Consider the following 19,892-nt stretch of genomic DNA (forward strand, 5'->3'; position numbering starts at 1 on the left):
CGGCGCGCCGCTTTTTTGTGGCTTTGAACTGGTAACGATTCCATGCGCAAGTGGCGTTGTCTCATCTGTGATTTCGAGTACGACGAGGCCAAGGGCCTTCCCGAGGAAGGCATCGAGCCCGGCACCAAGTGGGAGGACATCCCCGACGACTGGACCTGCCCCGACTGCGGCGCGTCCAAGGACGACTTCGAGATGGTGCCGGTCGACGAGTAGATGAGCGACTCGCCGATCGTCATCGTGGGCAGCGGCCACGCCGGCTACACGCTGGCCCGCGAGTTCCGCAAGCTGGACACCGAGACGCCGCTGCACATCGTCACGCGCGATGACGGCTGCGCCTACTACAAGCCCAACCTCTCCAAGGCGCTCGCCATGGAGAAGACGCCCGACGCGCTGGTCCAGCAGCCGTCCGAGGCCGCGGCCGCCGCAGTGGACGCCACCATCCACGTCCACAGCACGGTGGACGCGATCGACCCGCAGGCGCGCACCGTGCGCTTCGGCAACGAGACGCTGCGCTACGGCAAGCTCGTGCTGGCGACCGGCGCCCAGCCCATCCGCCTGAGCGCACTGGGGCCGGATGCGGTGTCGGTCAATTCCCTCGACGACTACCGTCTGTTCCGCGATCGCCTGACTCCGGGCTGCCGCGTGCTCATCGCCGGCGCCGGGCTCATCGGCTGCGAGTTCGCCAACGATCTCGCCGCGGCCGGACACGCCGTGACCGTGGTGGACGTTGCCGGCTGGCCGCTTCCGCGGCTGCTGCCCGAGGCCCAGGGCCGGGCGCTGCAGAGCGGGCTCGAGGCCATCGGGGTGCGTTTCGCGCTCGGCCACGGCATCGCGATGGTTGAGGGCAAGCGGGCGCGCCTCGACGACGGCACGGAGCACGAGTTCGACGTCCTGCTCTCGGCCATCGGCCTCAGCCCCGACACCCAGCTTGCCGAGGCGGCCGGGCTCGCGTGCGGACGCGGCATCCGTGTCGACGCGCAGTTCCGTACCTCCGCGCCCGATGTCTACGCGCTCGGTGACTGCGTCGACGTCCCGGCCGACGGCAAGCCCCAGCCTATGCCGTACGTGCTGCCCATCGCGCACGCCGCACGCGCGCTGGCCCGGACGCTGTCCGGCGCCCCGACCGACGCGACGCTTCCGCCCATGCCGGTGATCGTCAAGACCCCGGCCTGCCCGACGCTGGTCTGCCCCCCGCTCGATGGCGAAGGCGAATGGCGGGTCAGCGGCGAGGCGCCCGATCTCGAGGCGGTATTCGTGCGCGGCGACGGCACCGAGACCGGCTTCGCCCTGACCGGTGCAGCAACCAAGCAGCGCGCCGCGTTCGCGGGGCGCATGCCGCCGGTTCTCGCCGCCCGCGACTAGCGCCCGGGGCCGGCGCGCGGGCCTCCGCCGTCACTGTGGCGGTACGGCTTCCGGCCGTGCCACCGCAGCTGGTGCGCTCCTTGCAAGAACAGACCTGCAACCGGAACCGCCCGCGAAAAATAAGTGCGACGTATTCGCATTGCGGGTCATTTCCGGCATACTGCACTGCAACGAACGCACGCACGCCCGAGGCAATCCGCCGTGGAACCCACCATCACCCCATCCGGTCCGCTCGCCGAGGCACTGGCGCTCGGCGGTCCCGTCGTCGCCGTCCTCTGCGCGATGTCGGTGCTCGGACTCGCCATCGTCCTGCTCAAGCTCTGGCAGTTCGCGCAGGTCCGCATCTGGGAGCGCAGCTTCGTCGATCCGGCCCTGGCCGACTGGCACACGGGCCGACGTGAAGCAGCGCTCTCCGCCCTCGACGGCAGGCGCAATCCGGTCGCCATCGCGCTCGCCGGGGCCATGCGGACATTGCACGGCGGCGCCGGTGAAGCCACCGCGCGCGAGGAGGCCGCCCGCGTCGGCGCGCGCGAGCTGAGCGCCCTGCGCAGCTACTTCCGCCCGCTGGAGGTGATCGGATCGCTGGCGCCGCTGCTGGGTCTGCTCGGCACCGTCATGGGCATGATCGAGGCATTCCGCGCGCTGGAGGCCGCGGGCAGCCAGGTCGACCCGGCGATCCTCTCGGGCGGCATCTGGGAAGCGCTGCTGACCACCGCCGTCGGCCTGGTCGTCGCCATTCCGGCGGTGGCCGCGCTGAACTGGCTGGAGCGTATCGTCGAGCGCCTGCACGAGGACATGCAGGATGCGCTGACCCGCGTGTTCACGCGCGGCATGGGCGCCGAGGACGCCACCGAGGATGCCGCCGCCGGTGCGACGGCCGCCCATGCACATTGAGGTCACACCGCGTCGCCAGCACCGCATCAGCCTGACACCGCTCATCGACGTCGTCTTCATCCTGCTGGTGTTCTTCATGCTGGCGTCCAGCCTGATGGACTGGCGCGGCATCGACATCGCCACCGGCAGCGCACCGGCCGACGCCGACCATCCGCCGTCCGCCACCATCATCGTGCGGGCCGACGACGCCATCGGCTTCGACGGCGGGCGCTTCGACTCGCCTGCCGATGTCGCCGGGATCCTCCGGCGGCAGCTCGCCGCCGGTGACATCTCGTCGGTGGTGGTCCAGCCCGCCGAGGGGGTGACACTGGGCCGCACCATCGCGGTGTTCGACGCGCTGGCGGGCAGCGGCATCGACGCACTGGCGCTCGGCCGGGACTAGGCGCGCGCCGTGCTGCTGCCCCTGCCGAAACGCCATCGGTCGGTGGAGGAGAACATCCTTCCGCTGATCAATATCGTCTTCCTGCTGCTGATCTTCTTCATGGTCGCCGGCGCCCTGCACACGCGGGCCCCCTTCGAGGTCGACCCGCCCGGCACCGAGAACGCCACCGACAGCAACCCGCGCTCGGATCTGCTGGCGGTGAGCGCGGACGGCCGGCTCGCACTGGGCGGCGAAGCGATCGACGACGCCACGCTGGCCGAGCGGCTGGCGGACCGTCCCGACGATGCGCCCATGCAGATCAAGGCGCACGCCGGCGTATCGGCCAGGCGCGTCACCGAGCTTCTCGGCGTCATGCGCGACGCCGGCATTGCCAAGGTGCGCCTGCTCACCGTGCACGCGGGCGAAGGATGAAGCGCGAAACGCGTCAGTGGGCGGTCGTGCTGATCATCGCGGTGCTCGCCCACGGCGCGCTGCTGATCCGTGTCACCGCCGGGTTCGAACGCCCCGACGCCATCGACAGGGGCGAGCGCGCCGTCACCATCGCGCTGGCGCCGGAGACGTCGCAGGAACCGGAACCGTCACCGGAACCGCCCGCACCGGACCCGGTTCCCGAGCCCGTGCCGGAACCCGAGCCGGAGCCCGAGCCCGAACCCGAGCCGGAGCCGGAGCCGGAGCCCGAACCGGAGCCGGAGCCGATTCCGGAACCCGAGCCGGAGCCCGAACCCGAACCGGAGCCGGTCGACGTCCCGCAGGAGCGCAGCGCGGACGCGAGCCCGCCACCGCCTCCGGCGGCCGCGCCACCGCCACCCGAACCGGCCGCCACCGCCAGCGCCGAGCAGAGCGCACCGGAGACGCGCACCGGTACCACAGGCGGCCCGCAGAGCGCTCCGCCCAGCTACCGCAACGCGCTGCGCGCCTGGCTGGAGCGCCACAAGGATTACCCGCGCCGCGCCCGCGCCATGCGCATGGAGGGCGTGGCCCGGCTCTACTTCGTCATCGACCGCGACGGCCGCGTGCTGGAATGGGAGATCCGCGAGTCGTCCGGCGAGCGCATGCTCGACGAAGCGGTGGAGGACATGATCCGCCGCGCCGACCCCATGCCGGCCATGCCCGACGAGATGACCGTCGACCGCATGGAGCTGCTGGTCGCCATCGGTTTCACGCTGCGCTGAGCACTCCCGGCGGGGCGATGCCCCGTTCCTAGTACCCCCATCCGGCCAGCTCGGCGACGATGCCCCGATAGAGGCCGACGCGGCTGAATGCGAAAGCGCTGTTGTCCTCTCCGAGGCAACTGACACCTTCCATGCCCGGCACTTCGGAGCTGCTGTAGGCCATGTGGTCGAGGCCGGGATGCGGCCGGGCCGGGTCGTTGCTGGTGGCGCTGACCCAGCGCGGAATCACCGGTGTGGGCGCGCCCGCATCGCCCGGGCCGTAGGTCGTGAAGCGCTGCGAGTCCACCGAGATATTGCCGTCGTTGGGGCCTTCGCGCTCGCGCACGATCTCCCAGTAGAGACGATTATCCGCGTAGCAGGGATGATTGATGTCATCGATCTGCGAAGTGAAGCTCTGGTACAGGACGGGGTGACCCGGATCCTCGGGCAGCGGATAGCGCTCGTTGAAGCTGGGCGGGCAGGCCTGCTCTTGCGGATCGCACTTCATGTCGGTGGTCACCGTCATGTACTTGCGCGTCAGCGCCACCACCGATTCCCCGCCCTCCAGGATCAGCGCCTGATTCTGGATCAGCGAGGCAATGCCGAATGCGGCGTCCAGCACCAGCGAACGGCACCTCGGCTGCGCGCAGGCCAGCAGCAGCTCCTGCACCGCGTCGGCCTGCGCAGTGCCCTTGTTGGCACCGGCCATGGAGGTCCAGCTCGCGACATGGCGGTACATCAGCTCGCCGCTGAATGCATTGCGCACCGCCGCCATCATGTAGCGCGAATCTGCACAACCCTGCGAGTGGCAGATGATGTTGAACTGCAGCCCCTCGCGGCAGCTCTGCTCGTCGGCGAATCCGTTGCGCACACGCAACTCGGCGCGGCTGCAGTAATCGATTGTGGCGGCATGCACGCCGTCCACCACCTGTGGATCGGCGCCCTCGCAGAGGATCTCGTCGATGGTCCCGCCGGCGCACTTCTTGTAGAGCAGCCGGCCACGCCGCTCGTGCGAAGCGAATGCCAGCTTGTCCGGCTGATACACCACCACGCCCTCGGCCTCCAGCGCCTTCTTGACGCCGTAGCGCTCGAACTCGTTGACCGGGTGCGGCTCATCGCCCTGGAAGCTGGTGTCGGCGATGCGCGACCAGGCGTGCGAGAACAGCACCGGCCAGCGCGTGCGGATGTTCCGCCCGGCGCTGTCCGGCGGCTGCGCAAAGTAGCTGCCATCCGGGCCGGCACCCTTGTCCAACCCGAGGTCCTCGCCGGACAGCATCGCGCCGCCTTCGTCGGAGCCACAGGCAATCAGCAGCAGCGCCAGAAGACCGGCCACGACGTGCGCACCACGTGCCGCCATCAGTCTTCCGCCAGGAAGTCGAAGAGCAGATCGCTCAACAGACCGGGAACGATGGGCACACCGATGAGCACACTCGGTGTCTCGTCGATGGCCTCGATCAGCTCGACGAAGGTCTTGGTGACCGGGACCAGATCCTCGCGGTGCACCTTGTCGAGAGTGTCAGCGATGTCGTAGAGATAGTTCGGGCCGGCGATCAGCGATGCCGTCGGCACGCCGGCCGCGCACATGAAGCCGGCATCGGTGGGCATCAGCCCCAGCGGACAGATGACATGCCCCTGCAGGATCGCGGTCCGGCGCAGGTCGTGCCGTATCACCGAGTCGATGAGCTTCAGCTTCAGCGTCGGCCCCAGGTTTTCGATGATGGCGCGAATCTCGGGCTGGTCAGTGATCACCAGCTCGCCGTCGTCGCCGGTCAGCCCCTGCTTGCCGATGTGCTCCAGCGTGACGTTGGCGACGATGTTGTAGGGCGTTTCCTTGTCGATGACGTACTTGCGCACGAACTTTCGGTGCGACTGATAGCCGGTGTAGTGGCTGTCGAAGGTCGTGAACATCAGGGTCTTCTCGCGCGACTCGGGCGGCTGCGAGGCGAAGTACTGCGCCTGCGCCAGCACCGCGGCCGTGCCGCTGCCGTCCTCCACCGCGCCGTAGAACACCGAATCGTGGTGGGACTGGACCATGATGGTGTCCTTGCTCTGGCCGTGGAGGAAGCCCACCACCGTGCGCGCCTCGGCCTCCTCGCGACTTCCGTGCAGCTCCAGAGTCGCCGTGGGCGTTCCTTCCGACGCAGCCATCAGCTCGCGCATGCGCGCGCCTTCCTTGCGCGTGACCCAGACACCCGGGATATCGACCTCGGTGCGGCGATAGAACTCGTTGTGATACTTGTTCGAGTCGAAGTAGTCCGCGAGCACACCGACGAAGCCAACGGCGCCCGCCTCCATCGCCGCCTCGGCGAAGCCTTCGTAGCTGGTGATGAAGGGATTGCCGACGAAGAAGGACGGCTCGACGATGGTCAGGCCCGGATCCCAGAGGAACTCCATGAAGGCGGCGAAGCCGACGGGCGGCAGCAGGAACTTCAGATCGAAGAGCACGATCTTGCCCTCGACATCCTGCAAGGCCATGTTGAGCGATGTCCCGCGACCGACGTCGACGATCTCGGCCGTCAGGCCGTTCGGCCCGGTGGAGAAGGTCGACGGCTCGTCCGGCGTGACGAAGCTGTGCGCAGTGGGATAGCTGTCGATGGCTTCGCCATCCAGACTCAAGCCGTGGCTCGTGAACTGCCAGTTCCAGGAGGTCGCGGTCTCGTAGTGCACATCCTCCAGCCCGAGAGCCTCGAACTGGCACTTGACGTAGGCGGCCGCGGCCTCCCCTTCCGGCGTGCCGGTGCGGCGATAGCCGATGCCCACTAGATCCTCGATCCAGCCGAAGATGCGCTCCTCGCTCGGCATGCCGCGGGCCGCTTCGGATGTGTCGCGCGCGCATTCACCCGCCGACAACCTGGATGGCGACCCGCTCTCGCTACCCCCGCAGGCCGCGAGAAACAGGGTGATGCACGCAACAAGCGCCCAGCGCTTCGAGCTCGGTTTCACGGATCTCCTCCCGGTCGGCGTAACCTGTACGCTCTGATCGTTATAGGGTGCTGGCAAGCCCGAAGCCCGCCGTCAGCGCACAATCTATTGCGCCCGGGCGAGCGCGACTTGTATCAAACGCCGGAACCGCTGGTATCAGATGACGAATCGGCAGCCCGGAGGCAACGGAGAGGAGACCGAACGCCGCGTTCGACGGCGAAGCCCAAACCATGACAAACCGGACCCGACCCGAGCACCCGGCCCCCGCCGGCGTGAAGATCTACTACTGGCCCTGCAGCCTGCTGCTGACCGCACCTTCGCTGTTGCTGGACCGGCCCACGGGTCCGCTCTCGGCCACCCTGCGCATCGCCTGCCGCGAGCCGTACACCATCGAGGTCGCCGGCGAGACTCGGGTGACGCGCGCCTCGCTGGTCGCGCCCAAGGCCGAGCGCAAGCGCATCATCGCACCCAACAGCGACATCGCCCTGTTCTACCTGCCACTGCAGGCGCCACGGCACGCTGCGCTGCGCGCCCTCATCAAGGATCGGAAGCTGGTCGATCTGCCCATCGAGCTCTTCGCGCCCCTGCTGCCCAGAATCCGGGCCGCGATGCAACATGTGCAGCCGGCCACCGAGATCAAGGCACTGGCGCGCGATGTGGTCGAAGCCATCACCGGCCAGCCGGTCCCCGAGGATGACGCCATGGACCCGCGCATTGCCAAGGCCTGCGCGGTCCTCGACGAGCTACCGCTGCGCGATGCCCATATCGGGACCGTCGCGAGCCGCGTCCATCTCTCGCCATCGCGCCTGCGCGAACTGTTCCGCCAGGAAGTCGGCTTCACCATCGGCGAGTACGCACGCTGGCGCGCCACCTGGCGAGCCGTCCTGCACTGGAAGCGGGGGCTCACCCTCACCGATGTCGCGCTGGAAGCCGGCTTCCATGACCTTTCTCACGCCGACAAGGCCATCAACGAAGTCTTCGGCATCAACCCCTCGACCCTGATCGACCCGCAGTTCGTCACTCTCATCAACTGCGAGGACAACGACAACGTGCTGGTGCAGTAGTGCTGTCGGGTCCCAGGGACTCGGGCATCAGATCGGCCCGCATTGTGCCTACAGTCGATACGTGCGGATCGTGCGCCTGATTGATTTCGCTCTGGCTGGGTGGCCGCCACACTCCGCTCAGCGGCGCGCGCTTGCGTAGTCAGCGCCGCACAGCTTCCACTAGAAGCTGAGCGACATGGACAGGGAAATGTTGCGCGGCTCGCCCAGCGCCAGGCCGGAGTTCTCCCAGTACTTGGCGTCGAGCACATTGGTGACGCGCAGGCGCAGCGTGACGTCGGTGTCGTGCACGGCCGTCACGTAGCGCGCGCCGAGGTCGATGCGGTTCCAGCTCGGAATCGCCCGGGTGTTGGCGCTGTCGACGAACTGCTCGTCGGTGTGGATGAGCTGGCCGGTGAAGGTCAGGGTACGCAGGAAGCAGGCGTCCCACTCGGCGTAGAGATTGGCGCGGAGCTCGGGGGTGCCGCTGGCGTTGTTGCCGTCGTTGGCGCCGTTCTGGGTCCTGGTGAGCTCGGGGTCGATGAAGGCCAGCCCGCCGAGCAGACGCAGCCCCGGGATCAGCTCGCCGAAGGTCTCCAGCTCGATGCCGCGGTTCCGCTGCTCGCCGTCCAGGCGGAAGATGTTGGTTTCGGGGTTGGTACGGCTGTTGGGCTGCGTGATCTCGAACAGCGAGACGGTGGCGGCGAAGCGTCCCAGATTCATCTTGGCGCCGAACTCGATCTGTTCGGTCTGCACCGGGTCGAACACGTCGTCGGCGTTGAGCGCGTCGGACGGCGGCGAGGGCGCTTCCGTGAGCCCCTCGATGTAGTTGCCGTAGAGCGCGACCCGCTCATGCGCCCGGAACATGACGGCGAAGGCCGGCGTCAGTCGCGACTCGTCGTAGTTGGTAACGCCGGTTCCCACGTTCTTGTTCTCGAGGCGCTGCTCGCGCACACCGATGGTTACCTGCAGGCGGTCGTCGAGAACGCCGAGCGTGTCGGAGACGGCCACGCCCTGCTGCACCAGCTCGAACTGGGCGAGCGACGGCTCGATGGTGCTGAAGTCCGGCTCGGTGTACTGGGAGGTGTCCGGATCGTAGATGTTGAAGACGCCGCCGCCGACGCCCTCGCCGAAGGCGTTCCGCGTCCAGGAGTTGGTGTCGCGGGTCAGGGAGTAGGCACTGATCGCGACCGTGTGCGTCACCGGACCGGTCTCGAAGCGGCCGGCGAGGCGGGCCTTCATCGAGTGATAGTCGTAGTCCCCCTCGCGGAAGCGGTAGAAGGTCGGCTCGGCATAGTCACCGTCCGCGTTGAGGATCTGGCTGGCGAAGTTGACGTACTGGAGCTCGTTGCTCTCCTGCCAGGCGTAGCCGATCTCCGCCATCCAGTTCTCGTGGATGTCGTACTCGGCGCGGAGGATGTTGTAGTTGCGCTCGGTCGCGGTCTTGGTGAAGGGCGCGGCGAAGTTGTTGCTGCCGTCCGGCGGCGCCGGGATCGGGACATCGGCGGCCACGAAGCTGCCGAAGCCGGCGGCATCCTGCTGCTGATCCTCGTAGTTGAAGTTGGCGAACAGCCTCAGATCCTCGCCCAGATAATCGAGCGCGACGCTGCCCAGGCTGAGCTTCTCGGCGTTGTTGTCGAAGGGGGTATCGCCGTCGCCGTGCACCGCGTTGACGCGGATGCCGAAGGCATTGTTCCGGCCGAAGCGGCGCCCGACGTCGAGATGCCCCTCGAACAGCGACTCCTCGGCGTAGCTGAAGTGGAAGGCGGTGATCGGGGCATCGGTGGCGCGCTTGGGCACCAGGTTGATGGTGCCGCCGACGCCGCCGTCGGGCGGCGCGCCGTAGAGCAGCGCGCTCGGCCCCTTCAGGACCTCGACGCGGGCGATCTCCTGGAGGCTGTTGCGCCGATAGGTCCCCAGTCCGTAGAAGCCGTCATAGGTGGTGTTCACGCCCGACGCCGAGAACCCGCGGATGCTGAAGTTCTCCTCCGACGAATAGCGGCCGCCGGAGCGCCGGATCGACGGGCTGGCCTCAAGCACCTGCGTGAGCGTCTGCGCCTGCGTGTTCTCGAGGTATTCGGCGGTGTAGCTGGTCTGGTTGAAGGGCGTCTCCATGAAGCCCTTGTTGCCGAGGATGCCGAGCCCGCCGCCGGTCGCGACCTGCCCGCCGGCGTAGGCGGGCATCGGGTAGCCGGTCTGGCCGAGCTCGGACGCGGCGCGGGCCTCGATGCTGATGGGGGCGAGCTCGGTGGCGGCATCCGGGCCGGATGCGATGGCGCCGTCGCCGTCATCGGTTCGGTCGGTCTGGGCGTGCGCGTCCGAAAGCGTCAGCGCGACCGCGCCAGCCATCGCAAGACACGGCACGAGAACGGATGCGGGCCGAAGGGCTCGCAGAGAATCCCTGACTATGTTCATGATGCTCCCTGGTGGTCTGGTCGTTCTCCCGCTCTGCCGCGACGACCCCACAGGCGGAACGCGCTGAGCGGGTGACCCGATCCCCCGGGTCAGCCATCCGAAGCCGTGCCGCGACACGACGGCCGACCCCCGACAGGATCGGGCGGCGCGCCGGATGCACTCGCTATGAGAACTGAGAACGATTAGCATTCTCGTATAGCGCGGTGCGGGATGCAAGTCGCCTGCAGCGCGGCATCACGCGGGGCGAAACGAGGCCGGATCGGCGGGTGCATCGACCGCGATGCGCCATGGTGCGCGGATGCCGCTAACGCCCTCGCCGCGCCCCGTGCCCCCGGCGCTGCCCGGCTTCCCGGTAGCTGATCTGCCCCATCACGACCATCGCGCCCACGGTCAGCACGCCGCACCAGCCCACGACGCCGATGGTCGTGCCCAGCGCCACCACGCACCCGACCAGCGAGACCAGCAGGCACAGCGCACCGACGCAGCGCAGCGACCGGCGCGCGACCGCTGTCCAGGCCCGGGAGCCCGGCAGGAGCGTCCTGCGGTGCCGTTCCATGGCCAGGGCCAGCAGACCGAAGCCCGCGTAGGCCGACGCCAGGATCAGCACCCAGACGAGCGCCATCAGTGCTGGACCGACTCGTCGGCCGCCAGCACGGCGGCCGCATCCCCGCGTCCCCGACGCGGCACGGCCGCGCCCTCTTCGACGGCGTTCCTCGCGGCCAGCCGCCGGGCGATCAGCCCGGCCACCGCGCCCAGCACCAGCATGCCCAGATCGAAGCCGGCGAACACCCAGTCGCCGGCGGGCAGACTCTGCGCCAGATGGCGATCAGTGGTGAGCGCGTTGAGCACGGGAATCAGTGCGAAGGCCGCCGCGGCCACGCTGAACTGCTCGGTCCAGGCCCGTGTCCGCGGGCGGACGGCGGCGTGCACCAGCATCGCGGCCCAGGTCAGGAACATGGCGTGCACCTCCCAGTCCGCGCGCGCGGCGAAGTCCGCCGGCAGCAGCCGATTGGCCCAGAAGTAGGCGGCGATGCCGACCGGCAGGCCGACGACGGTACCGATGTTGAGACGCTCGACGAGAACCACGCCGCGCGCGACGCCGCCCGGCCTGCGCGCATGGTTCTGCCGGCGCTTGACGGACCACAGCACCAGCCCGGTGGCGATCATGGCCGTGCCCAGGACGCTGGCGAAGAGGTAGAGCGCACGGACCACCGGCCCCGCGAACATGCCCTCGTGCAGGCCGAGGAACACATCGCGCGTCGCCTTGGCGGCGGACTCGCCGGCATGCCGTGTCTCCAGCAGCTCGCCGCTCACGCCGTCGAAGACCATCCCCGGCGCCTCGCGCAGCGGACCCGCGGTGTAGAGCCCGTAGACGTTGATGCGCGCATTGGCATCACCGGGGTGGTCGATCTCGAATCCGCCGATGCCGTCCATGCCCCAGCGCGCCCCCGCCCGGGCCAGCGGGCCGGCGATGTCGGTCAGCTCGGCCGGCGTGCCCGCGGCCTCGATCTCGCTGCGGCCCGAAAAGGCCTCGTCGAAGAAGCGCTGGCGCGCCTCCTCGCTGCCGCCGTAGAACGCCGTCACGAACAGCGGCATGCAGGTGAACATCATGAAGATCAGCCCGGAGTAGGTGATCATCAGCTGGAACGGCAGGCTCAGCACGCTGACCGCATTGTGCGCGTCCAGCCATGACCGCTGTCCCTTGCCGGGCCGGAAGGTGAAGAAGTCCTTGAAGATCTTCTTGTGCACGATGACGCCGGTCACCATCGCCACGAACATGAACAGCGTCGCGACGCTGATCAGCCAGGCGACCAGATCACCGGGCAGATACTGGAGCCGCCAGTGCATGCGGTAGAGACGCTGGCCGCCGCCGGTGTCGCGGGCCTCGATGGGGGCACCGGTGGCGGCGTCGAGCTCGGCGCGCCCGCGATCCCCGCGGTCCTCGCCGCGCCAGAAGGCGCGCAGGTAGGGCGAGTTGCGGTCCACGGGCAGCGACACCGACCAGGACTGTGCTCCCGGTGCCTCGCGCCCGAGCCAGTCGAGCCCGTGGCGCGCGGCAGCGACCGGATCGACACCGTGCGCAGCAGGCGGGGCTTCGGGCGTCATCCAGCGATCGATCTCGGTATCGAGATAGCCGGCCGTGCCGGTGACGAACATGAAGTAGAGAAGCCAGCCCAGGACCAGCCCGATCCAGGTATGGAGCCACGCCATCGACTGGCGGAAGCCGTCCTTCATGCCGCCGCCCCGGCGCTGACCCACCACGCGGGAAGCGCCAGCACCAGCGTGGGGACGAGCAGGCCGAGCCATGCCCGGCCGGCACTCGATGCCGCGAACGCCCACATGATGGCGCCGGTGTAGATCGCGAAGCTGAACATCATCGCCGCCAGCACACCGTCGGCGCGGGGAACCGGCAAGGCCGCGGCGAACAGGATCGCCCCGACGTGGCTGAGCGCATAGCCGGCCAGCGCCGCGGCGGCGATGCGCGACATCACCGCCCGGCGCGGGCTTTCAGCGGTTCGAAGGGATGCGTTGGACACGATGGCTCGGACGTGCGGTGCCGGGCAGGGGCGTCACCGCCTTGATAGGAATGATTCTCAATCCTACATGAGGTGGCGACGGGCGGCCGCTACATGGGCAGCACTTCGAGCGTTGCGACGTAGGTCAGCCTGCGACTCGGCGCGACCTCGGTGCTGACCTTCTCGTCCTGGAGCCCGGTCTCGAGGTAGTACATGCCGGGTTCGGGCCAGGTCACCTCGAAGGCACCGTCATCGCCGGTGGTGACGGTCATCGTCTCCGGCGTGTCGCGGTAGCGGACGCCGCCGGGAATCACCTCGATCTCGATGCCGGCTGCGGGCTCGCCGTCGACCAGCATGCGGAAGCGGGCGGTCTCGCCGGCGTAGAGATCGTTGGGGTGGGTCTCCGGGATCAGCTCCAGACCGCGGCCGACCGGTTCGAGCGTGTCGCGCGTGGGTGCACCGGCGGTGACGAAGATCTCGGCGCGGTTGATGCGCTCGGAAACGCGCAGGTCCTCGGCCTCCCCGGGCACCTCGTCGGCGAACTCGGCGGCCGTGCCCTGCCATCGATGATGGCGGCCACCGGCCTCGTAGCGCGCGAACACCGCGTCGTCGACCACGGCGATGCGGTAGGTCCCCTGCGCCTCGAGCGCGACGTCGAAGACGCTGCGCAGCTCGCCGGTGTGGCGGTTGACGGCCTCGGCGGCGGCACCGCCCGGTGCGGTGACCTGCAGCCCGTCGAGCTGCATGGCGTTGTGATTGAAGTGGAACATGTCGTTGGAGCGCGCCGCATCCACGGTGATCCAGCCGCCCTCTCCCGAGAGCACGGTCATGGAGGGCAGCAGCCAGAAGCGGTGGGCGTCGGCGGCGGGGGCGCCGAGCGCGCCCGCCAGTGCGAGGGCACCGGCGAGCACGGCGGGGCGGAGAGCGGTCATCGGCATGGTCATGGATCCTTGTGCGGCGGCGTCGGTCAGAAGGTGATGCTGGTGCCCAGGTTCAGGCGGCGGCCGTCGATCAGGCGTCCGAACTCGGCATTGGTGAGGGTCTTGTCGAGGAGGTTGTAGACGCCGCCGTAGAACGTGATGCGATCGTTCACGCTGTACTTGAGCCCGGCATCGACCAGCGTGTAGCTCGGCGACTCGCCGTCGTCGGGACCGCCGCGGCCGGAGAACTCGGTCCGCCCGCGGAAGCGCGCCTGCGACCACACCCGGGTGTTGGCGGTCGGACGCCAGTCGAGCCCCATGTTGGCGCGGTGCTCGGGCTGGTTGTTGAGCGGATCGCCGCGGTTCTCGCCGCTGAGCTGCTCGCTGCGCGTGTAGGTATAGCTGCTGTTGATGCGCACGCGCGCACCCAGCGGGAAGTCGAAGGTGGCTTCGACGCCCTGCAGCTCCGCCTTCTCGACGTTCTGGTACTGATAGACCGCCTGATAGAACTCGCCGCGGTATTCGCAGTTGTAGAGGAAGCCGCCCTCGCCGTCGGGCGTGCGGGCGCAGATCACCGGCTTCTCGATCTTGTTGTCGTAGTCGGTGTGGTACAGGGTCAGCGAGGCGTTGAGTCCGCTGAAGCCGGTCCAGTGCGTGCTCAGCTCGTAGGTCAGGCTTTCCTCCGGCTTGAGGTCGGAGTTGCCGACGTCGCGCCCGCCGGGCAGGCTCGGTCCGCCGCCGCCCTCGATCCATTCGGAGTCGCCCTCCTTGAGATCGGGCGTGCGGTAGCCGGCGCTGATGCCGCCCTTGACGGTGAGCTGCGGGCTGATGGTGTACACGCCGTAGGCGCGCGGCACGAACTCGCTGCCGTAGTTCTCGTCGTTGACCCAGCGCAGGCCGGTGGTCAGGGCCAAGGGATCGGTGATCCACCATTCGTCCTCGGCGAACAGCGCCATGTCCCAGCGGTCCAGCGTGGACTTGTTGAGCGCGCGCTCGGGGTTGCGCGTCTCCTGCAGGCGGTAGTGCGCGCCGACGGTGAGGACGTGCTTCTCGAACGGAATGACGGTCGAGGTCTCGCCCGAGGTGCGCTCGTAGCTGGCGCTCTGCGTGAGGTTGTCCATCAGTGCGTGCTGCACGTAGCTCCGCGTGCGCAGGCCGCTGTCCCAGTCGATGTCGTGGCTGATGGCCTGGTGGCGGCGGATGCGGTCGAGCTCGACATCGTCGCCGGAGGCACCCTCCGAACCGGCGGACTCCTGCGTGGAATAGCCGACCTCGAACTCCAGCTCGTTGGCATCGTTGGGCGTCCAGGTCAGCTTGGCGGCATTGTTGTCGCGCGAGTAGTCCTGGAAGCCGTTGGCGATGTTGTCCTCTTCGCGGTCATAGGTGCCGCCGAACAGGGTCAGCGCCCAGCGGTCGGAAAGCGGGCCGCTCAGGTAGTACTGCGCGGAGCGGTTGTCGCCCGAATCGGTGTCCTGCTGCAGGACCTGATCAAGGCTCACCGAGCCGCCCCATTCGTCGGGCACGGACTTGGTCACCACGTTGATGACCCCGCCCATGGCATCCGAGCCGTAGAGCGAGGACATCGGCCCGCGGATGATCTCGATGCGCTCGATGGCGGAGGCCGGCGGCAGCCATCCGAACTCGGTGCCCGAGCCGTAGCCGTTGTAGTAGGCCTGCCGCGAGGCCTGCGGGCGGCCGTCGACGAGGATCTTGGTGTACTTCGGATCCCAGCCGCGGATGGAGATCTCCTGACTGCCGCCGAGGCTGCCCGCACCCTCGTCGACGTAGACGCCGGGCACCGCCTGCAGCGCGTCGGTGATGTCGCGATAGGCCTTGCCTTCCAGATCCTCGGCGGTGACCACCGAGATGCTGGCCGGCGCGCTGGCCGCGTCCTTGGCCTCGCCCGAGGCCGATGCCGAGGTGACATTGATGCGGCGCAGCTCGTGGGTGGGCTCGGCCGCGACCGGTTCCTCGGCGGCTGCCGTCCGGATGACGATGGCCGAGCCGTCGATCTCGCCCTCGAGCCCGCTGCCGTCGAGCAGCCGATCGAGTGCCGCGTCCGCGCTCGGTGCGCCGGCAACCGCCGGCGCACGCTTGCCCGCCACCAGATCGGGATCGACCGACAGCGTCAGTCCGGTCTCGCGCGCCAGCGCCTTGAGCGAGGCGGCGAGCGATCCGGCGGGGACGTCGTAGCTGGTCACGGATGCGGCATCGCCCTGCGCCGAGACGGGAGCGCTGATCGGCGCGCAGGCGAGCACGAACAGGATGGCGAGTGCGGCGTGGAAGCCGCGCGATGACGGGAACAGCGAAGGCATTGCGGAATCCCCCTTGGTCCGGAAACGAAGTGCTTTCCCTCTATGCCGAACGATCCGCCGCGAACCCGTAAACGAATCTCATTCTCGATGCATTCCTATTCCGCGCGCACCCGCACCCACCAGTCGGTGGTGCGGTCGACGCGCACCGGCAGCGAGCGCTCCAGGGCGGTCAGCGCAGCCTGCGGGTCATCGACACGGAACAGGCCGGTCACGCGCATGTCGGCAATGGCCTCGTCGTAGCGCAGCAGGCCGCCGTGGTGACGGTCGAGCACGTCCAGCACGTCGCCGAGACGCGCGTTGTCGGCATCCACGATGCCGTCGACCCAGGCCCCCGGCACCAGTCCGTTCGCCGCGCGCCGGTCGATGCCGTCGCGGCCGACGCGCCAGTGCGTGCCGGCCGCGGCTTCGACGGTGGCGCCGCCGCCGCGCGGGGCCATGGCCACGCGCCCATGGATGACGGCGAGCTCGGTTCCGGCCTCGCCGCGGGTCACCACGAATCGCGTGCCCAGCGGCGTGAAGCGCCCGTCCATGGTTGCCGCGCTCGGCTTGTCGCGGACGCCGGCGCGGCCGGAGTCGACCAGCATCTCGCCGTGGTGCAGATGGACGGTGACGCCGTCATCACCGCGAGCGATGTCGACCGCGGTGTCACTGTTGAGATGCACGATCGCGCCGCTCGGCAGCGGAATGGTGCGGCGCTCGCCCACGTCCGTGACATGGTCGGCTTCCCATGACGGGCCGGGGAGCCATGACGCGAGCAGACCGGCGATCAGCGCGACCGGGAGCAGGCAGCGCAGCCCGATCGCGAAGCGCCTGCGACGCCGGGCACGCCCCTCGGCCACCCGGTTGAGCGCCGCGGCCCCGCCGGCGCTCGCCGCCCGCGCCGAGGCGAATTCCTTCTCGATGGCCTCGACGCGCTGCCACGCGACCCGGTTCTGGGCGCTCTGCGCGCGCCATGCCTCGAAGGCGCGCTGTTCGTCGGGACCGGCCGTTCCGGAACCGAGCACCACGGCCCACGCGAAGGCACGGTCCAGCACCGACTGCGGGATGTCGTCGCGCGCGGCCGATGTCGTCATCGCGGCGGTCAGGCCAGCAGGACCTGGTAGCAGTGGCGCAGGGCCGCGGCCATGTCCTTCTCGACGGTGCTCAGCGACACGCCGAGTTGCTCGGCGATGGCCGGATAGCTGCAGGCCTCGAGCCGGGACATCAGGAATACCTTGCGGATGCGGGGCTTCAGGCCGTCGAGCAACGCATCGATACGGGCGAGCGCATCGACGATCGCCGTGTGCTCCTCCGCGGAAGGCGCGACCATCTCCGCATCCGCGGCCAGGCTCTCGCGCCAGGCGCGCTCGACGCTCTGCCGCCGGCGATGATCGACCAGCAACCCGTGCGCGATGCGGGCGAGATAGGCGCGCGGCTCGTTGAACGCCGGCAGCGCCGGCTTGCCCAGCAGGCGGAGGAACACGTCCTGCGTCAGATCGGCAGCGGTCTCGCTGCAGCCGGAACGGCGATACAGCAGATCCCGCAACCAGCGGTTGTGGTCGACGTACAGGGCGCTGATCGAACTGTCTGCAGCGGCAAGCATGGGCCATGAAGTCAGGGCATCGACCCGCGATGATGTAGCAAATGCGAAAGATTCGCAATCGCTAATGCGGGCGGCTCCGCGCCGTGCAAGCCGCTACGGAAAGCGGGCGTGGACCAGCCCCGGCGCCACGCGCTGCTTGACCGCCCGCACGCGGGACAGCAGCGCGAACAGCGGCATCGTGCGCGGATAGGGCTCGGCGCAGGTCTGCGCCGTGAGCGGCGTCAGCCCCGATATCTGGCGGAACAGATCCGGCAGTCCCTCGAGCGCGATGCCGAAGGGCATCGGCGGCGCGGTGTAGTGTCGCGTGACGGCCCAGCCCTTCAGACTCCGGCGCGACAGCCAGGGCGGGATGGTGTCGAAGAACAGCTCGCCGCACCGGAAGTGGCGCACCATGCTGCGCAGCAGGATCACCACGGCGTTGCGCTCGAAGTACATGAGCAGGCCGGCCGCGGACACGAACACGGGGCCATCTCCGGGCACGGCATCGAACCATTGCGTATCCAGTGCCGAGCAGGGCACCAGGGTATTGCGCGCGTGCGCCGGCAGGAGCCGGCGCCGCACCGCGATGGCCTCAGGAAGATCGACCGAGTACCAGCGGACACGCCCGTTGTCGACACGCCAGAACTGGCTCTCCAGCCCCTCGCCGAGCGCCACCACGGACGCATCCGGATGGCGGTCCAGGAACGCGCGGATCAGGTCATCGCTGTAGCGCGCGCGTACGGCGTGCACCATCCCGGGCCTGCCGAAGCGGCCGCGGAAGTCGTAGTCGATGGCGTCCACCAGCGCGGTTGCCATCGGGTCCTGCAGCACGGCACCGCTTCCGCGGCCGTGGCTGGCACGGCTCCAGAGCGGCCACAGCATGGTTTCCGGAACCCCTTCCAGGGCGACATCCGCTTGCGCGCCCGGCACTGGCATCATCGCCATCGGCTACTCCCGCAATGGTGGCGTCCCGGCTCCGCCAGGCCGGAGCACGACCCCGGCCACGGATTGCATGGAGCCCGGGACGCCATGGACTGCGACAGTATAACGCGAATGCGATGCATTCGCAAATGTTGGCGGCGTCCTCCCGGGGCTCAGACCGCTTCGGCGGACTCGGCGGGGGTGCGCTGGCCGAAGCGCTTCCGGAACCAGTCGGCGAGCATGCGCTTCTCGTAGCGCAGCCGGTCGTGCTCCGGGAGAAACCGGGAGTGCCGGAGATAGTCCATGTCGGTGACCGTCTCCTCGCCGCTGCGGATCTCGCCGTCGGGACCGCGCAGCGTGTAGCGCAGCTGGATGCTGGGCCAGGTGATGTCGCGCATGATGCGCGTGTCGTGCAGATGGAAGTGCCAGGGCTCGAAGCGCCCGGCCAGATCGATGTCGAGGATCGCGATATCCAGCTGCTGACCCTCGGGAAGATGCTCGGCACCCAGCGCCTGCAGATGGCGCTGCAGGGCATCCCGGACCCGTTGCCGGGCCTCGTCGCCACCGACGCGGTCGAGCCGGGCATCGATGTAGCGCGCGGGGTCCCCCTCGTAGGAGACCGCGACGGATGACGGCGTCTCGGCACCGACCCCGCCGCACAGGGCAGTGAGCGCAATCAGCGATGCGGTGCGAATGCGGTGATGGGTCATGGCTCGTTCACTCCCCGCCCGGAGGGGCGCTGCGACCTGTCGGGAAACCGTTCGGAGCTTCGACCACGCCCCGGCCGTTTCGATCCCCGGCGCGGGCGCACGGATTCAGGCGGCCGGCGGCTCCGGCCGGTACCACAGCCAGATCGCCACGCAGACCAGCAGCAGCGTGACCGATTCGGCGAGCCACGGACCGGGCTCGCTCAGGAAGAGGATCACGGCGCATACCGCCATGGCGATGGTGGCGGTCCACTTCGCACGCCGGCTCACGTAGCCGCCTGCGCGCCAGTCGCGCAGCACCGCTCCGAAGATGCGATGCGACTCCAGCCAGGCGGAAAGACGCGGCGAGCTGCGCGCGGCAGCCCAGCCGGCGATCAGGATGAAGACGGTGGTCGGCAGACCGGGCACGAAGACGCCGACCACGCCGAGACCGATGCAGACACCGGCAAGCGCGAGCAGGAGCAGGCGCGCCGGCAACGGCAACGGGCGGTGATGCGCCGAAGGCTTGGGGTCCGAGTCGTTCACGTGCGGTGGTGTTGTCCATCCGGGCTGGCGCGTCCGTCCAGCGGCGCCATCGTCACCGCTGCGCGCGCCCACGTCCAATCCGTGTCACCGGACAGGCTGCGCCCTTTACCACCGCGATAATAAATGATAATGATTAGCGTTCTGTGATGCGCGCGGATGATGGTGCCCGCGCGCAGCGGGCCAATGCCGGTCCGACAGGACACGTCCGCAGCCGGCACACCGCCGGGGGCGGCCGCTCCGCCCGCGCCGTTCACCACCGAG

General features: G+C 69.0%; 20 protein-coding genes. 7 read left to right on the forward strand and 13 right to left on the reverse strand.

What is annotated here, in order from left to right:
• Nucleotides 1–42: 42 nt before the first annotated feature.
• From KAH28_RS05855 to KAH28_RS05880, 6 genes are all read left to right on the forward strand, one after another.
• Complete coding sequence (locus KAH28_RS05855) at nucleotides 43–213, forward strand: rubredoxin (protein ID WP_290575041.1); 171 nt, start codon at nucleotides 43–45, stop codon at nucleotides 211–213.
• Nucleotides 214–1,362 carry an FAD-dependent oxidoreductase gene (locus KAH28_RS05860; protein ID WP_290575042.1) on the forward strand — a complete coding sequence of 383 codons (1,149 nt, stop codon included), beginning with the start codon at nucleotides 214–216 and terminating at the stop codon, nucleotides 1,360–1,362. It abuts the gene before it with no gap.
• 201 nt (nucleotides 1,363–1,563) lie between these two features.
• The gene (locus KAH28_RS05865; RefSeq protein WP_290575043.1) at nucleotides 1,564–2,256 is read left to right on the forward strand and encodes a MotA/TolQ/ExbB proton channel family protein; all 693 of its coding nucleotides are present in this window, start codon (nucleotides 1,564–1,566) and stop codon (nucleotides 2,254–2,256) included.
• Nucleotides 2,246–2,638: a biopolymer transporter ExbD gene (locus tag KAH28_RS05870; protein WP_290575044.1), complete on the forward strand. Its 393-nt coding sequence runs from the start codon at nucleotides 2,246–2,248 to the stop codon at nucleotides 2,636–2,638. The genes KAH28_RS05865 and KAH28_RS05870 overlap by 11 nt, the downstream gene beginning before the upstream one ends.
• Before the next feature lie 9 nt (nucleotides 2,639–2,647).
• The gene (locus tag KAH28_RS05875) at nucleotides 2,648–3,049 is read left to right on the forward strand and encodes a biopolymer transporter ExbD (RefSeq protein WP_290575045.1); all 402 of its coding nucleotides are present in this window, start codon (nucleotides 2,648–2,650) and stop codon (nucleotides 3,047–3,049) included.
• Nucleotides 3,046–3,810, forward strand: a complete 765-nt coding sequence (locus KAH28_RS05880; protein WP_290575046.1) for an energy transducer TonB — start codon at nucleotides 3,046–3,048, stop codon at nucleotides 3,808–3,810. Before KAH28_RS05875 ends, KAH28_RS05880 begins: the two co-directional genes overlap by 4 nt.
• A 28-nt stretch (nucleotides 3,811–3,838) precedes the next feature.
• Here KAH28_RS05880 and KAH28_RS05885 read toward each other — a convergent pair whose 3' ends face one another.
• Together KAH28_RS05885 and KAH28_RS05890 are read right to left on the reverse strand one after the other, a co-directional pair.
• Entirely contained in the window at nucleotides 3,839–5,146 is a 1,308-nt protein-coding gene (locus KAH28_RS05885) for a hypothetical protein (protein ID WP_290575047.1), read from the reverse strand.
• A complete protein-coding gene (locus tag KAH28_RS05890) occupies nucleotides 5,146–6,591 on the reverse strand; it encodes a M28 family peptidase (RefSeq protein WP_290575048.1) in 1,446 nt (481 codons plus the stop codon). The genes KAH28_RS05885 and KAH28_RS05890 overlap by 1 nt, the downstream gene beginning before the upstream one ends.
• A gap of 350 nt (nucleotides 6,592–6,941) precedes the next feature.
• Between KAH28_RS05890 and KAH28_RS05895 the strand changes: the two genes are divergently transcribed.
• Nucleotides 6,942–7,775 (forward strand): helix-turn-helix domain-containing protein, encoded by an 834-nt coding sequence (locus KAH28_RS05895; RefSeq protein ID WP_290575049.1) that lies wholly within the window; start codon nucleotides 6,942–6,944, stop codon nucleotides 7,773–7,775.
• A gap of 159 nt (nucleotides 7,776–7,934) precedes the next feature.
• Here the strand turns inward: KAH28_RS05895 and KAH28_RS05900 are convergent, their stop codons facing one another.
• From KAH28_RS05900 to KAH28_RS05950, 11 genes are all read right to left on the reverse strand, one after another.
• The gene (locus KAH28_RS05900) at nucleotides 7,935–10,100 is read right to left on the reverse strand and encodes a TonB-dependent siderophore receptor (protein ID WP_290575050.1); all 2,166 of its coding nucleotides are present in this window, start codon (nucleotides 10,098–10,100) and stop codon (nucleotides 7,935–7,937) included.
• Between the two features lie 370 nt (nucleotides 10,101–10,470).
• Nucleotides 10,471–10,788, reverse strand: a complete 318-nt coding sequence (locus tag KAH28_RS05905) for a DUF3325 domain-containing protein (RefSeq protein WP_290575051.1) — start codon at nucleotides 10,786–10,788, stop codon at nucleotides 10,471–10,473.
• Entirely contained in the window at nucleotides 10,788–12,401 is a 1,614-nt protein-coding gene (locus KAH28_RS05910; RefSeq protein WP_290575052.1) for a PepSY-associated TM helix domain-containing protein, read from the reverse strand. The genes KAH28_RS05905 and KAH28_RS05910 overlap by 1 nt, the downstream gene beginning before the upstream one ends.
• On the reverse strand, nucleotides 12,398–12,655 hold the full coding sequence (locus KAH28_RS05915; RefSeq protein WP_290575053.1) for a DUF3649 domain-containing protein: 258 nt from the start codon (nucleotides 12,653–12,655) through the stop codon (nucleotides 12,398–12,400). Before KAH28_RS05915 ends, KAH28_RS05910 begins: the two co-directional genes overlap by 4 nt.
• 137 nt (nucleotides 12,656–12,792) lie before the next feature.
• Nucleotides 12,793–13,620 (reverse strand): DUF4198 domain-containing protein, encoded by an 828-nt coding sequence (locus tag KAH28_RS05920; RefSeq protein WP_290575054.1) that lies wholly within the window; start codon nucleotides 13,618–13,620, stop codon nucleotides 12,793–12,795.
• Between the two features lie 29 nt (nucleotides 13,621–13,649).
• A complete protein-coding gene (locus KAH28_RS05925; protein ID WP_290575055.1) occupies nucleotides 13,650–15,917 on the reverse strand; it encodes a TonB-dependent receptor in 2,268 nt (755 codons plus the stop codon).
• Nucleotides 15,918–16,012: 95 nt separating this feature from the next.
• The gene (locus KAH28_RS05930) at nucleotides 16,013–16,990 is read right to left on the reverse strand and encodes a DUF4880 domain-containing protein (protein WP_290575056.1); all 978 of its coding nucleotides are present in this window, start codon (nucleotides 16,988–16,990) and stop codon (nucleotides 16,013–16,015) included.
• 8 nt (nucleotides 16,991–16,998) lie between these two features.
• Entirely contained in the window at nucleotides 16,999–17,499 is a 501-nt protein-coding gene (locus KAH28_RS05935; RefSeq protein ID WP_290575057.1) for a sigma-70 family RNA polymerase sigma factor, read from the reverse strand.
• 93 nt (nucleotides 17,500–17,592) lie between these two features.
• The gene (locus KAH28_RS05940) at nucleotides 17,593–18,423 is read right to left on the reverse strand and encodes a class I SAM-dependent methyltransferase (protein WP_290575058.1); all 831 of its coding nucleotides are present in this window, start codon (nucleotides 18,421–18,423) and stop codon (nucleotides 17,593–17,595) included.
• Nucleotides 18,424–18,572: 149 nt separating this feature from the next.
• Nucleotides 18,573–19,109 (reverse strand): DUF3016 domain-containing protein, encoded by a 537-nt coding sequence (locus KAH28_RS05945; RefSeq protein WP_290575059.1) that lies wholly within the window; start codon nucleotides 19,107–19,109, stop codon nucleotides 18,573–18,575.
• 105 nt (nucleotides 19,110–19,214) lie between these two features.
• Nucleotides 19,215–19,631 (reverse strand): YbaN family protein, encoded by a 417-nt coding sequence (locus tag KAH28_RS05950; RefSeq protein ID WP_290575060.1) that lies wholly within the window; start codon nucleotides 19,629–19,631, stop codon nucleotides 19,215–19,217.
• Nucleotides 19,632–19,892: the final 261 nt, after the last annotated feature.

The sequence above is a fragment of the Algiphilus sp. genome (genome assembly GCF_023145115.1).
In the GTDB taxonomy this organism is placed as follows: Bacteria; Pseudomonadota; Gammaproteobacteria; order Nevskiales; family Nevskiaceae; genus Algiphilus.

Coding starts and splice junctions, on each gene's coding strand:
- KAH28_RS05940 (WP_290575058.1), bottom strand. CDS start 18,423: ATGGCGATGATGCCAGTGCCGGGCGCGCAAGCGGATGTCGCCCTGGAA.
- KAH28_RS05930 (WP_290575056.1), bottom strand. CDS start 16,990: ATGACGACATCGGCCGCGCGCGACGACATCCCGCAGTCGGTGCTGGAC.
- KAH28_RS05920 (WP_290575054.1), bottom strand. CDS start 13,620: ATGCCGATGACCGCTCTCCGCCCCGCCGTGCTCGCCGGTGCCCTCGCA.
- KAH28_RS05880 (WP_290575046.1), top strand. CDS start 3,046: ATGAAGCGCGAAACGCGTCAGTGGGCGGTCGTGCTGATCATCGCGGTG.
- KAH28_RS05935 (WP_290575057.1), bottom strand. CDS start 17,499: ATGCTTGCCGCTGCAGACAGTTCGATCAGCGCCCTGTACGTCGACCAC.
- KAH28_RS05910 (WP_290575052.1), bottom strand. CDS start 12,401: ATGAAGGACGGCTTCCGCCAGTCGATGGCGTGGCTCCATACCTGGATC.
- KAH28_RS05860 (WP_290575042.1), top strand. CDS start 214: ATGAGCGACTCGCCGATCGTCATCGTGGGCAGCGGCCACGCCGGCTAC.
- KAH28_RS05925 (WP_290575055.1), bottom strand. CDS start 15,917: ATGCCTTCGCTGTTCCCGTCATCGCGCGGCTTCCACGCCGCACTCGCC.
- KAH28_RS05885 (WP_290575047.1), bottom strand. CDS start 5,146: ATGGCGGCACGTGGTGCGCACGTCGTGGCCGGTCTTCTGGCGCTGCTG.
- KAH28_RS05915 (WP_290575053.1), bottom strand. CDS start 12,655: ATGTCGCGCATCGCCGCCGCGGCGCTGGCCGGCTATGCGCTCAGCCAC.
- KAH28_RS05900 (WP_290575050.1), bottom strand. CDS start 10,100: ATGGCTGGCGCGGTCGCGCTGACGCTTTCGGACGCGCACGCCCAGACC.
- KAH28_RS05855 (WP_290575041.1), top strand. CDS start 43: ATGCGCAAGTGGCGTTGTCTCATCTGTGATTTCGAGTACGACGAGGCC.
- KAH28_RS05895 (WP_290575049.1), top strand. CDS start 6,942: ATGACAAACCGGACCCGACCCGAGCACCCGGCCCCCGCCGGCGTGAAG.
- KAH28_RS05905 (WP_290575051.1), bottom strand. CDS start 10,788: ATGGCGCTCGTCTGGGTGCTGATCCTGGCGTCGGCCTACGCGGGCTTC.
- KAH28_RS05890 (WP_290575048.1), bottom strand. CDS start 6,591: ATGCCGAGCGAGGAGCGCATCTTCGGCTGGATCGAGGATCTAGTGGGC.
- KAH28_RS05870 (WP_290575044.1), top strand. CDS start 2,246: ATGCACATTGAGGTCACACCGCGTCGCCAGCACCGCATCAGCCTGACA.
- KAH28_RS05945 (WP_290575059.1), bottom strand. CDS start 19,109: ATGACCCATCACCGCATTCGCACCGCATCGCTGATTGCGCTCACTGCC.